11 protein-coding genes are annotated in these 11,905 nt (G+C 60.7%); 9 read left to right on the forward strand and 2 right to left on the reverse strand.

Translation table 11 applies throughout. The features are described from left to right. Positions 1–128: 128 nt before the first annotated feature. Both IM739_RS17390 and IM739_RS17395 read right to left on the reverse strand, forming a co-directional pair. Positions 129–1,934, reverse strand: coding sequence for a DUF882 domain-containing protein (locus tag IM739_RS17390; RefSeq protein ID WP_237368925.1), 1,806 nt, complete (start codon positions 1,932–1,934; stop codon positions 129–131). A gap of 271 nt (positions 1,935–2,205) precedes the next feature. After that, entirely contained in the window at positions 2,206–3,747 is a 1,542-nt protein-coding gene (locus tag IM739_RS17395) for a sigma-54-dependent transcriptional regulator (RefSeq protein ID WP_237368926.1), read from the reverse strand. Positions 3,748–4,041: 294 nt separating this feature from the next. On the opposite strand from IM739_RS17395, the gene IM739_RS17400 reads away from it, so the two are divergent. From IM739_RS17400 to omp10, 9 genes are all read left to right on the forward strand, one after another. Then, entirely contained in the window at positions 4,042–5,880 is a 1,839-nt protein-coding gene (locus IM739_RS17400; protein WP_237371104.1) for a M3 family oligoendopeptidase, read from the forward strand. Positions 5,881–5,900: 20 nt separating this feature from the next. Then, on the forward strand, positions 5,901–7,061 hold the full coding sequence (locus IM739_RS17405) for an aminodeoxychorismate synthase component I (protein WP_237368927.1): 1,161 nt from the start codon (positions 5,901–5,903) through the stop codon (positions 7,059–7,061). After that, a complete protein-coding gene (locus tag IM739_RS17410; protein WP_237368928.1) occupies positions 7,046–7,669 on the forward strand; it encodes an aminotransferase class IV family protein in 624 nt (207 codons plus the stop codon). Before IM739_RS17405 ends, IM739_RS17410 begins: the two co-directional genes overlap by 16 nt. Before the next feature lie 8 nt (positions 7,670–7,677). After that, a complete protein-coding gene (locus tag IM739_RS17415; RefSeq protein WP_237368929.1) occupies positions 7,678–7,968 on the forward strand; it encodes a YciI family protein in 291 nt (96 codons plus the stop codon). Positions 7,969–8,012: 44 nt separating this feature from the next. Further along, positions 8,013–8,195 carry a type II toxin-antitoxin system HicA family toxin gene (locus IM739_RS17420; RefSeq protein WP_237368930.1) on the forward strand — a complete coding sequence of 61 codons (183 nt, stop codon included), beginning with the start codon at positions 8,013–8,015 and terminating at the stop codon, positions 8,193–8,195. A gap of 20 nt (positions 8,196–8,215) precedes the next feature. Beyond that, entirely contained in the window at positions 8,216–8,614 is a 399-nt protein-coding gene (locus IM739_RS17425; protein ID WP_237368931.1) for a type II toxin-antitoxin system HicB family antitoxin, read from the forward strand. A 14-nt stretch (positions 8,615–8,628) separates the two neighbouring features. Beyond that, the gene (locus IM739_RS17430; RefSeq protein WP_237368932.1) at positions 8,629–9,519 is read left to right on the forward strand and encodes a heme-dependent oxidative N-demethylase family protein; all 891 of its coding nucleotides are present in this window, start codon (positions 8,629–8,631) and stop codon (positions 9,517–9,519) included. 142 nt (positions 9,520–9,661) lie between these two features. Continuing rightward, positions 9,662–11,104 carry a homospermidine synthase gene (locus IM739_RS17435; RefSeq protein ID WP_237368933.1) on the forward strand — a complete coding sequence of 481 codons (1,443 nt, stop codon included), beginning with the start codon at positions 9,662–9,664 and terminating at the stop codon, positions 11,102–11,104. A gap of 219 nt (positions 11,105–11,323) precedes the next feature. After that, complete coding sequence (gene omp10, locus IM739_RS17440; protein ID WP_237368934.1) at positions 11,324–11,686, forward strand: outer membrane lipoprotein Omp10; 363 nt, start codon at positions 11,324–11,326, stop codon at positions 11,684–11,686. The last annotated feature ends 219 nt before the right edge of the window (positions 11,687–11,905 follow it).

Here is an 11,905-nt window from a genome sequence, read left to right on the forward strand (position 1 = left end):
CACGCAAGGCGGGTGCCGATCTGAGCAGAACCCCGAAAGCGATGTAGAACCCGGTTTCAAGCTTTCCGCCACAAACGAAAAACCCGCCGGACCGGCGGGTTTTTCATGTGCCTTGATGGACGTAATCTTTAAGACTTGGGCTGGCCGAAACGGCTTGGATCGACCGAGGTCGCGCCCTGCTGGAAGCCGACCGGAATGGCCGCATTCGGTGCGCTGAGCGAGCGGGCAACGATGCGTGGCGCCTTGACCGGCTTGCTCACGGTCGCGAACGTATCCTTGCTCAGCGCCCACTGCGTGATCATGCTCTTGGTCAGCTTGGCGCCGCCGGTCATGGCCATGCGCGCCTGCTCGGCCTCCAGCTCGCTCGGACGGCCACCCTTGGTCGGCAGACCAGCCTCGACACCATCGGCCTGGACGACCGGCGTGTCGAACATGTCGCCAAACTGCGTCTCGGGCTCGGCCTCTTCTTCGCGATCAATCGAGGCAACCTCGATATAGCGCGCCGGCTGCTGCGGTTGCGCGGCGGGCGCATCCTCGACCTTGGCCACGGCCATTTCCTTGGGATACGCCGCCGGCACCGGGGCTGCCGCCATCTCGGGCTCAGCATTGCCCTTCTCAAGCGCCTCGGCCGCTTCCGGCGACAAGATAGCCTGCTCGACTTCGTCGACTTCGGCTTCAACCTCTGAATCGGCACTCGCGAGCAGGGCTTCGGCAACCGATGGCCGGACCGACGGCACCGGAACCGTCATGCCGTCAGCCAAGACTGCACCCTCCGTCATGGCCGGATCGATGGAGGCCGTCATCACATTTGCGGCCACGCCCTGTTCCGCGTTGCCAGGCATGCCACGCGGCCCGAGCAATGTCGGAATCGGAATCTTGACGGCCTGCAAATCCGCGAATTCGCTGGTCGGGGCCTCGACCGGAACCGGTACGCCACTGGCGACCTGGCTGAGCGCGTCCTCGGCTGCATTGCGCGGCGGCTGATAGAGGGCGACGGCAAGACTTGCATCAGCCTCTTTGAGCGATGGCCTTGCCTGCGGCACGGGCAGCGCCTCAAGCGATGGCTGCTCGACACCCGGCAGGGCATTGGCGACCATCACCGGCTCGGAGGCGGTCACGACGGCTGGCGCCGGTTCCTCGCGCTGCGGCTGCCGTGCGATCGCGGGACGTTCGGCCGGCACGCTGACATCTTCTTCCTCGTCCTCGTCGCCACCGCCAAACAGCATGGCGAGCAGGTTCTTCGAACGGGACGGGCTCTTTTCTTCGGCCATCAGGATCGTATTGCCCGAAGCCAGACGCTTCTTGTATTCGGCCATTGCCTGCTGATAGCCCGGCAGCGGCTTGCCATCAGACGGAAGGTGAACCGTCTTGCCATCGGGGAACAGGCGAACGAGATCCTGGCGGTTCATCCGCGGCCATGCGCGCACGCCGCCGACATCCAGATGCACGAAGGGCGAGCCGGAATTCGGATAATAGCCAACGCCACCGGCCTGCAGCTTCACGCCATTCTCGCGAATCGTCTTCAACGGCACGCCCGGAATGTAGAAATCCATGGCCGTGCCGCGCATGTGCTGGCTTTCCTTGGCCACGCCTTTCGAGCGGGAGCGCAGCATGGCATTGGTCTGCGGCGAGCGATAGCCGGATACTGCCTTGATATAACCCTTGCCGCCGGACCGCTTGTAGACTTCCCAGACCAGATCGAACAGACGCGGATCCATCTTGGTCGGCTCGTTGCGACGCCAGTCGCGGAGAATGTAGTTGAGTTGCTTCAGACCCTTCGGATCGTAGCGGCCGTTGCGCTTGAACGTGATCGATGCCCTTTCGCCCGTGTGGACGAATTCGATGTTCAGCGTCCGGGTTTCAGCCGAAGCCGTACGCGCTGTACCAGCAAGTGCGAAGGCACTGATAAGAAACATCGCGAACAACGGCAGCATGAGCCTCTTCGCGAAATGCGCGCAAGCAATCCGGGCCAAGCGCCCGTTTTGCTTCTGAGGCGCGCTAATGTCCTGCGATGTATGCAATGCAATCCCCGTCCAAAGACTACGTCCCAGGCAAACTCAAATGAATGTCAAATGCGGTCTTAGCATGGCAAATCTGCCACAGATCCGCAAGCAATCCATATATAGTGAACGCTTGCCTAACAAGTGCTTAGCATGTGGTAGGCGATTAAGCTTACCCCGGAGTTAACGCAGGACAAAGATGGAGTCAGGCTGCATGCTTTTGCGGGTCGTCCGGATCGATGCCGTAATCCTTGAGTTTGCGGTAAAGCGTCGAGCGGCCGATACCCAGTTTGCGTGCCACCTGACTCATCTGCCCACGGTAGAATTTCAGCGCGAAACGGATCAATTCCTCTTCAATTTCAGCGAGTTTTCGAACGTTCCCGGCCTCGTCGGTGCTGATGATGACATTGCCCGGAGCGCCGGAAGCGACCGACTGAGACGTCGGCTGTGGCGGCGCCGCAAAACTGGCCGTGCGTTCGGCCAGCGCCGCCTGCACCCGCGCCATCGTGGTCGGCTCGTTCAGGCCCGACGGCACGTCGTGACTGGGTCCGGCGCTGCGGGTCGTGGAGACCTGCGAGGCTATATGCGGAAAATCTGATTCGCCAAGCACGCTGCTTTCCGCAAGCACGACGGCCCGGAAGATCGCGTTTTCGAGCTGGCGCGTGTTACCCGGCCAATCGAATGCGGTGAGCAGCGCAATGGCTGATGAGTCGATCTGCAAGGTCTTGACCAGCCGCTGCTCGAGCGAGAAGCGTTCGACAAAAGCCCGCACCAGGTGGGGAATGTCCTCCTTGCGTCGGCGCAGCGCGGCAATCGTGATCGGAAAGACGTTCAGACGGTAATACAGATCCTCGCGGAACCGGCCCGCCTTCACTTCCTCGATCAGATCCTTGTTGGTCGACAGGATCAACCGGACATTGACCTTGCGCGATTTGCGCGAGGCGCCGCCATCCAGCTCACCGGACTGCACGAGTTCGAGCAGCCGGATTTGCGCCGGTGCCGACAACTCGCTGATTTCCTCAATGAAAAGAGATCCGCCATCCGCATCGGAAATCTTGCCGGGTGTGATTTCGCCATCGGCCGCAACGCCGCGCTCGCTGCCAAACAGCGCCTCTTCGATCTGGCTCGGTGCGGCGGCGTTGCAATTGATCAGGACGAAAGGCCTGGAAGCGCGATCGCTCGCCGCATGAATGGCCCGCGCGATCAATTCCTTGCCGACACCCGCCTCGCCTTCGAGCATGACCGGAATGGCAGATTGCGCCGCTCTGCGCCCAAGCTCGACAACACGCGACATTGCCGCGCTGACCGACACGACATCGGAAAAGCTGACGGCTCCGCTGCGGGCCCGGCGCGGTGCCTTGCCCTGCAGGCTGCTGTGATGGATCTTCAGTGCCGCCTGCACGGCCCCCATCAGGCGCTCCGGCGCAAACGGCTTGACCAGAAAGTCAAAAGCTCCGCCGCGGACCGCAGCAAGCGCTGTTTCGGTTGCACCATCGGCAGTCAGGACGATCGCCGGTATGGTCGGGTTGATGTCTGAGAGCGTGGACAGAAGCGTTTCCGGTAACCCGCTGCCGGAAGAGGCATCCACCAGGACGACATTGATCGCATCGCGGTTGCGCCGCAGGATTTCAATCCCGGCATGCGGCGTCTCGGCCAGGTGAGCAATATGCCCTTGCGCCTCGATCGCGAACTTCAATGTCCGACGTTGCGTCGGATCCTCATCGATAACTAGGATATGTGCGGTCAACGGTGACTCCCCGGATCCATGCTGGCGCGTTCGCGCTCCTGGGTCTTTTCAAGCGGGAGCCTGCCAGAAAGGACTGAACATGTTCTTTGAAGAAATGCTCGCATTTTAACCGTCTCTAACCTGTATTGGCACAATCCACAGGCGCAGACCGCGTCAAGGCACATCCTTTCGACACGCGTTCGCATCAGTTCGGGAGCTTGCCGTCCGGCCGCCGACTGACTACATCTCCCACGCGACCGAGAGAGAAAGGACATCGCCATGATGATCGACCGACGCCCCGCCGTGGCCCCGCTCATGAGCCCGTCGACCACCACCTCCGCAGCGGCGACCCCCGTGCAGACCTCGACGCTTGGTGATCTGCCCACCTGGAAACTGGAGGATCTCTATCCCTCGCAGACCGCGCCCGAATTCCTCGGTGCCGTTGAAAAGGCCGCAAGCGACGCCTTGGCCTTTGAAGTCAAATGGAAGGGCAAGCTGGCAACGGCACTCGAAACGGTCGGCCCCGAAAGCGTTGCCGTCGCATTGCAGGAGCTCGATGCGCTGGAAGACCTGATCGGCCGCATCGGCTCCTATGCCGGCCTCACCTATTATTCCGACATGACCAACCCGGACAACGGCAAGTTCTTCGGTGACATTCAGGCCCGTTTGACCGATCTCTCCGCCCGATTGCTGTTTTTCCCGCTGGAACTCAACCGCCTGAGTGACGAGGCGGTCGACGCTGCCATCGCCCGCGATCCGGCTCTCGCCCATTTCAAGCCGTGGATCGTCGATCTGCGCAAGGACAAGCCGTTCCAGCTCGACGACCGCATTGAACAACTGTTCCTCGAAAAGTCGCAGACGGGCGCTGCCGCCTTCAATCGTCTCTTCGATGAAACGCTCGCGTCGCTGCGCTTCAAGATCGATGGTCAGGAAATGCCGCTCGAGCCGACCCTGACGATGCTGCAGGATGCCGATCCGGCGAGGCGCGCACTGGCAGCCGAAGCCCTGTCGAAGACGTTCAAGGACAATATCCGCGTTTTCGTCCTGGTCACCAACACCCTGGCCAAGGACAAGGAAATCTCCGATCGCTGGCGTGGCTTCGACGACATCGCCGACTCGCGCCATCTCGCCAACCGTGTCGAGCGCGAGGTGGTCGACGCATTGGCGGCAGCGGTCCAGGAAGCCTATCCGCGCCTGTCCCATCGCTACTACAAGATGAAGGCGAAGTGGCTGGGCATGGACCAGATGAATTTCTGGGACCGCAACGCCCCCCTGCCGGAAACCTCCGACCGCCTCATTCCCTGGGACGAGGCCAAGGACATGGTGCTTTCCGCCTATGACGGCTTTGCGCCGGAAATGGCCGAGATCGCAGGCCGCTTTTTCGATGGCGGCTGGATTGACGCCCCGGCCAGGCCCGGCAAGGCGCCGGGCGCCTTTGCCCATCCGACGGTACCGTCGGCGCATCCGTATGTACTCTTGAACTACCTCGGCAAGCCGCGCGACGTCATGACGCTCGCCCATGAACTCGGCCATGGCGTGCATCAGGTTCTCGCCGGCGAACAGGGCGCGATGATGTCGCAGACCCCGCTGACGCTTGCCGAAACCGCTTCCGTCTTTGGCGAGATGCTGACCTTCCGCGCCCTGCTCGACAAGACCACCGACCGCCGAGAGCGCAAGGCCATGCTGGCCCAGAAGGTCGAGGACATGATCAACACGGTCGTGCGCCAGATCGCCTTCTACCAGTTCGAGCGCAAGATCCATGCGGCCCGCAAGGAAGGCGAACTGACGGCCGAGAGGATCGGCGAGCTGTGGCTCTCGGTCCAGGAAGAAAGCCTCGGCCCGGCCATCCGCATTTCGGAAGGCTATGAAACCTTGTGGGCCTATATCCCCCACTTCATCCATTCGCCCTTCTATGTCTATGCCTATGCCTTCGGCGACTGCCTGGTGAACTCGCTTTATGCCGTCTACCAGAATGCCGAAGACGGCTTCCAGCAGAAGTATTTCGAGCTTCTGAAGGCCGGCGGAACCAAGCATCACTCCGAACTGCTGGCGCCATTCGGCCTTGATGCCACCGATCCGTCGTTCTGGGCCAAGGGTCTGTCGATGATAGAAGGGCTGATCGACGAGCTGGAAGCGCTTGATAAGGCAGCCTGAGCAGGAGACGCCGACGCCCGATGGGTGACCATGCCCCTTATGTGCTTTTCCGCGATGACCCACGCGGCGAGAGCCTCGTCTTTGCCGAACCGCGCGACCTGATCGTCGCGCGGACGGCAGGCGAGGTGATGCCCGCACTTGCCCGCCTGGAAGAGGCACGACGCAGCGGCAAATGGCTCGCCGGCTTCCTCTCCTACGAAGCCGGCTTCGTCTTCGAAGTTAAGCTCAAGTCCTACATCGAGGACAATCGTGAGACGCCGCTGATCGCTATGGGCGTCTTCGATGCACCACAGCCCGACGATCATCCGCTGGCGTCCGCGCCGCATGCCATTCCCAATGCGCCGCTTTTGAGCAATCCCCGCGCCGCCTGGGATTTCCCCACCTATACCGACCGTTTCGAGCGGCTGCATCGACATCTGCGTCGAGGCGATTGTTATCAGGCCAACCTGACAATGCCGATCACCGCGACCTGGTCCGGCGATCCGCTTGCCGCCTTCTGGTCGCTGATCGCCCGCCAGCCCGTACATTACGGTGCGCTGATCGATTTTGGCGGACCTGTCATTCTGTCGCGCTCGCCGGAACTCTTCTTTTCCGTCGACGCGGACCGTTTTATCGAAACCCACCCGATGAAGGGTACGGCCGCGCGTGGACAGACGCCGGAAGAAGACCAGGCGATCATCGAAGCGATGATGGCCGACGAAAAGACGCTGGCTGAGAACCGCATGATCGTCGACCTCTTGCGCAACGACATCTCGGTGATCTCGGAAGTCGGCACGCTCAGCGTTCCCAAGCTGTTTGCCGTCGAAACCTATCCGACCGTGCATCAGATGGTCAGCCATGTCCGGGCCAAACTGCGCCCCGAGGTCGGCCTGCCGGAGATCCTTGCCGCCCTTTTCCCCTGTGGCTCGATCACCGGCGCGCCGAAAATGTGGGCGATGCGCATTCTGCATGAACTGGAGGCGGGACCGCGCGATGCCTATTGCGGCGCGATCGGCTACTGCGATCCGGCCGGTCCAATGCGTTTTTCCGTTGCGATCCGCACGCTGACCCTTTTCAATGACAAAAGAGCCGTCTTCAATGTCGGCGGCGGCATCGTCTTCGATTCGAAGGCGGATGCCGAATATGACGAATGTCTTTTGAAGGCGCGCTTTGCCGTGGGGAACGAATGGATTTCTCGCTGATAGAAACAATGCGCTGGCAGCCGGTCGAAGGTTTTCTTCGCATCGACCAGCATCTGCGCCGCCTCACCCGCTCTGCCGATGCGCTGGGCTTTCGCGCACCGCAGAACCCGCTTGCCATGCTCAAAAGCGAGGTCGCGGCCGACCATCCGCTGCGGGTTCGCCTCGTCATGTCCTTCCGCGGCAAGATGGAGGTAACCACCACCCCATATGAGGCGGAACCGGAGGAAAAGGTCTGGAAACTCCGGATCGCCAAGACCCGGCTGAATTCCGAGGATGCCCTTTTCCGCCACAAGACCTCGCGTCGCGATCCTTACGAGGCCGCACGCGCCGAATTCACGCGTGAAGAAGCAGACGAAGTCCTTCTTCTCAACGAACGCGGCGAGGTATGCGAAGGCACGATCACAAATCTCTTCGCCGAGGCTGCCGATGGCAACCTGCTCACACCGCCACTGGCCAGCGGCCTTCTCCCTGGCGTGCTGCGCGCCGAACTGATCCGCGAGCGCCGGGCCAAAAGCGAAGTGCTCAAACCCGAAGACCTGAAATACCGCAAGCTGTTCGTCGGCAATTCGCTGCGCGGCCTGTTGCCGGCCGAACTGGTTGAAGACTAGGAAACCCGATGTTCATCCTCTCCCTCACCTATGTCAAACCACAGGAAGAAGCCGACCGCCTGATGGAGCCGCACATGGCCTGGGTCAATGGCGGCTATGACAGAGGCATGTTCCTCGCCTCCGGCCGCAAGGTCCCCAGAACCGGTGGTGTCATCCTGGCCAACGGCGAGCGAAGCGAAATCGAAGCCTATGTCGCCGCCGATCCGTTTGCGATCGAAGGTGTGGCGGAATATGCGATCAGCGAAGTGATCGTCACAAGGGTCGCTGCGGGGCTGGAAGGATTGAAATCAACGGTTTGATTTTTACCAGTGATACGCATATATATACACACTAAGGGTGTGAAATGGAGACGGATTCACGCAAGATCATCCAGCGTCTCAAGGCCGAGGGCTACGAACTCGTATCGATATCCGGTTCTCATCACAAACTCCGCAAGAACGGCAAGAGCGTGATCGTGCCGCACCCGAAGAAACAGCTGCCACTCGGCACCGCGCGCGCAATCGCCAAACAGGCAGGATGGATCTAGTTGGCTCGGGAGACTGATCGATGAATCACTATGTCGCCATCGTCCACAAGGATGCGGAAAGCGCCTATGGGATCAGCTTTCCGGATCTACCATCCGTGTTTTCGGCAGCCGACGACGAAGATGACATCGTTGGCAATGCCATCGAAGCCCTGCGCCTCTGGGCTCAAGACGAAAATCTGCCAGATCCAGCCTCCCACGCGGATATCCTGGCCAGAGAAGATGTGCGCCGTGAACTGAGGGACGGCGCATTTCTGATCCGGGTGCCTCTGATCGAGGACGACACCAGAACCGTACGCGCCAATATCACGCTGGAGGCAGGAACGCTGGCAGCAATCGATATCGCGGCGAAGCAACGCGGATTGACGCGTTCCGCGTTCATCGCGAGTTGCGCCCGAAAGGAAATAGAACGCTCAGCCTGAAGAAAAGGCACGACATGACCGCCTTCGTCCATACCCCCTATGCAACAGCATCCCGCCCCTTCACCATCGGCCTTTCGTCGCTCGACCCCACACGCTGGATCACTCCAGACAATGATCTGACGCACTACCTCGATGAGAAGCGACGCCTCGCCACTACCCGTCGAGACGACATTTTCCGCGCAACCGCAGACAGCCTGCCGACCCAGCACGAATGCCTTGGCCTGATCGTCGATCATCTCGAAACCCACCATCCGCATCTCTGTCGGCGCGAAGGCAACACCTTCCACATCGGCGGTCACAAAATCGACCTCGAAGACGAAACCGTTCCACCCCTCATGCGCGCCGGATTTCTCGTCCAGGACGATCTGGTCATCATGAAGCGGCGCGAGGCGGGCTGGTACATGGCGGCCGCTCATCTTTCCTTTCCCTCCTCTTGGTCGCTCGCCGAGAAATTCGACCGCCCGATGGAGCAGATCCATGCCCATGTCCCGGGTTTTCAGGATGGAACCCGCAATGCGGCCATGATCAACCGCATCTTCGACAACCTGCTTGCCGACCAGCCGGCGGAGCGTTTCAACTGGTCGATCAACTGGCGGCAAAAACTTCATCACCCAGAAACCGGCCGCAACGACGCGGCCACTCCCGATGAAGCCGTGATCCGTGTCGAGCGCCAGACGCTGACGAAGCTGCCTGGGACCGGTGATATCGTCTTCACCATCCGCATCTATCTCGATCCGGTGGCCGTCTTCGAAAACCACCCCGAAGGTGCGCGTCTGGCCAGCGCTCTTGCCGAGCAGCTCGACGCCCTGACGCCGGAGCAGGCGGCCTACAAAGGGGTCGACGTTCAACGCAGGCGCCTCGGCAATTACCTGCGCGATCGGCATTTTGCGAAAAATTCCGCCTGATCACGACGGTGGCCTGCGACATACTCTTTATTGTGTCAGTATTTTGTGATCTAGAGCCGCCAATATCGGCCCTGCCGATGCGCATTCGGCAAAGACCCAATTGTGCACGCAGCAAAAGACTGCGCCCTGCAAGGAGACAGAAATGACTGAGACATCCTATCCGGTTTACGGCGAGATCACCGGCCCGATCGTCATGATCGGCTTTGGTTCGATCGGCCGTGGCACCCTGCCGCTGATCGAACGCCACTTCAAGTTCGACAAGAGCCGGATGGTCGTCATCGACCCCCGCAACGACGATGCGGAACTGCTGGCCAAGCATGGCATCAAGCATATCCAGGCGCATGTCACCAAGGAAAACTACAAGGAACTGCTCAAGCCGCTTCTCAAGGCCGGCAAGGGTCAGGGCTTCTGCGTCAACCTCTCGGTCGACACCGGGTCGCTCGACCTGATGAAGATGTGCCGCAAGCTCGACGTGCTTTACATCGACACGGTCGTCGAGCCTTGGCTCGGCTTCTATTTCGATAAGAACATGAAGAACTCGGAGCGCACCAACTACGCGCTGCGTGAAACCGTTCGTGCCGAAATCAAGAAGAACCCGGGCGGCACCACCGCCGTCTCCACCTGCGGTGCCAACCCGGGCATGGTCTCCTGGTTCGTCAAGCAGGCGCTGGTCAACGTCGCCAACGAACTCGGCGTCAAGTTCGACGAGCCGGCTCAGGACGACCGCGAAGGCTGGGCCAAGCTGATGAAGAAGGTCGGAGTCAAGGGCATCCACATTGCCGAACGCGACACCCAGCGCGCCAAGAACCCGAAGCCGATGAACGTCTTCTGGAACACCTGGTCGGTCGAAGGTTTCATCTCCGAAGGTCTGCAGCCGGCTGAACTCGGCTGGGGCACCCACGAAAACTGGATGCCGAAGAACGCCAAGAAGCACAAGAAGGGCTGCAAGGCAGCGATCTATCTCGAGCAGCCGGGTGCAAACACCCGCGTCCGCACCTGGTGCCCAACGCCTGGCCCGCAATACGGCTTCCTCGTCACCCACAACGAGTCGATCTCGATCGCCGACTACTTCACCGTCGAGAAGGACGGCGAAGTCGCCTACCGTCCGACCTGCCACTACGCCTATCACCCGGCCAATGACGCGGTTCTGTCGCTGCACGAAATGTTCGGCAATGGCGGCAAGCAGCAGCCGGTCCTGCACGTTCTCGACGAGAACGAACTGGTCGACGGCGTCGACGAACTCGGCGTGCTGCTCTATGGCCACGACAAGAATGCCTACTGGTATGGTTCGCGCCTGTCGCTGGAAGAAACCCGCCGCATCGCGCCTTACCAGAACGCCACCGGCCTGCAGGTAACCTCTGCCGTTCTCGCCGGCATGGTCTGGGCACTGGAAAACCCGAAGGCCGGCATCGTCGAAGCCGACGAGATCGACTACAAGCGCTGCCTCGAAGTGCAGATGCCGTATCTCGGCCCGGTTGAAGGTCACTACACCGACTGGACCCCGCTCGAAGGCCGTCCGGGCCTCTTCCCGGAAGACCTCGACGAAAAGGATCCGTGGCAGTTCCGGAACATTCTGGTTCGTTGATCCGTTAACAGCCCTGCTGGAAGCCCGTCGCCCCTTGCGGCGGGCTTTTTGCTTTCATAGAGACAGGAACTGCGGGAAACCGCATCCAGACGGGATAAACCGGACCAGACAGGATCACGGTCTTGCTTTGGACATGGCTTCGCGGCATGGTTTTTAAAATTTTAGGCAATTAGACAAGCGGACGGCGCTATCACGCCGCCGAGACGGTGGGAGACCAGAATGCAACTGAAGTCACTGGTGGCAATCGCGGCATGTGCAATGGCGCTTTCCTCCTGCTATTCCAGCGGCCCGCGCCCGCTGCCGACCGTGAGACAGGGCCCGACGGTGGAAGGCGCCTGGGCCGATCCGAACGGCATCGTCTCGACCTTCCAGGGCGGCACATTCACCACCCGCACCACCGACACCAACCAGGTACTCGCCTCCGGCACCTACACATTGCAGTCCGACCGCCTGGTCGAGATCAATATGACCTCGCTGGTGCGCAACACGCAGCAGAAGGTCAATTGCGCCCTGGTGACGCCGAACCAGTTGAACTGCACATCCGACAGCGGCGCGCAGTTCTCGCTGGCACGCCGAGCTTGAGACCGACAGACCTTTGATTTTCGCGTCATCCTGATGACGTCGTCGACATGATATCCAGCGGCTGCCCTCGGCAGCCGCTTTTTTTATTTCACCATTCCATAACATGACACAAATGGGTGATTTTCTCTTGCGGTTGCCATGACTTGATGAAAACATCCGGCCAAGCAAGGGGCGGAAGCGGACATCAAGAGCCGTTGTTGCACCGAATGATGATGTAAA

Source organism: Rhizobium sp. SL42, from assembly GCF_021729845.1.
In the GTDB taxonomy this organism is placed as follows: domain Bacteria; phylum Pseudomonadota; class Alphaproteobacteria; order Rhizobiales; family Rhizobiaceae; genus Allorhizobium.

Bases quoted from the DNA above. Each gene is read 5' to 3' on its own strand.
- IM739_RS17405 (WP_237368927.1), top strand. From the start codon at position 5,901: ATGGGTGACCATGCCCCTTATGTGCTTTTCCGCGATGACCCACGCGGC.
- IM739_RS17420 (WP_237368930.1), top strand. From the start codon at position 8,013: ATGGAGACGGATTCACGCAAGATCATCCAGCGTCTCAAGGCCGAGGGC.
- IM739_RS17435 (WP_237368933.1), top strand. From the start codon at position 9,662: ATGACTGAGACATCCTATCCGGTTTACGGCGAGATCACCGGCCCGATC.
- IM739_RS17430 (WP_237368932.1), top strand. From the start codon at position 8,629: ATGACCGCCTTCGTCCATACCCCCTATGCAACAGCATCCCGCCCCTTC.
- IM739_RS17425 (WP_237368931.1), top strand. From the start codon at position 8,216: ATGAATCACTATGTCGCCATCGTCCACAAGGATGCGGAAAGCGCCTAT.
- omp10 (WP_237368934.1), top strand. From the start codon at position 11,324: ATGCAACTGAAGTCACTGGTGGCAATCGCGGCATGTGCAATGGCGCTT.
- IM739_RS17400 (WP_237371104.1), top strand. From the start codon at position 4,042: ATGAGCCCGTCGACCACCACCTCCGCAGCGGCGACCCCCGTGCAGACC.
- IM739_RS17415 (WP_237368929.1), top strand. From the start codon at position 7,678: ATGTTCATCCTCTCCCTCACCTATGTCAAACCACAGGAAGAAGCCGAC.
- IM739_RS17410 (WP_237368928.1), top strand. From the start codon at position 7,046: ATGGATTTCTCGCTGATAGAAACAATGCGCTGGCAGCCGGTCGAAGGT.
- IM739_RS17390 (WP_237368925.1), bottom strand. From the start codon at position 1,934: ATGCTGCCGTTGTTCGCGATGTTTCTTATCAGTGCCTTCGCACTTGCT.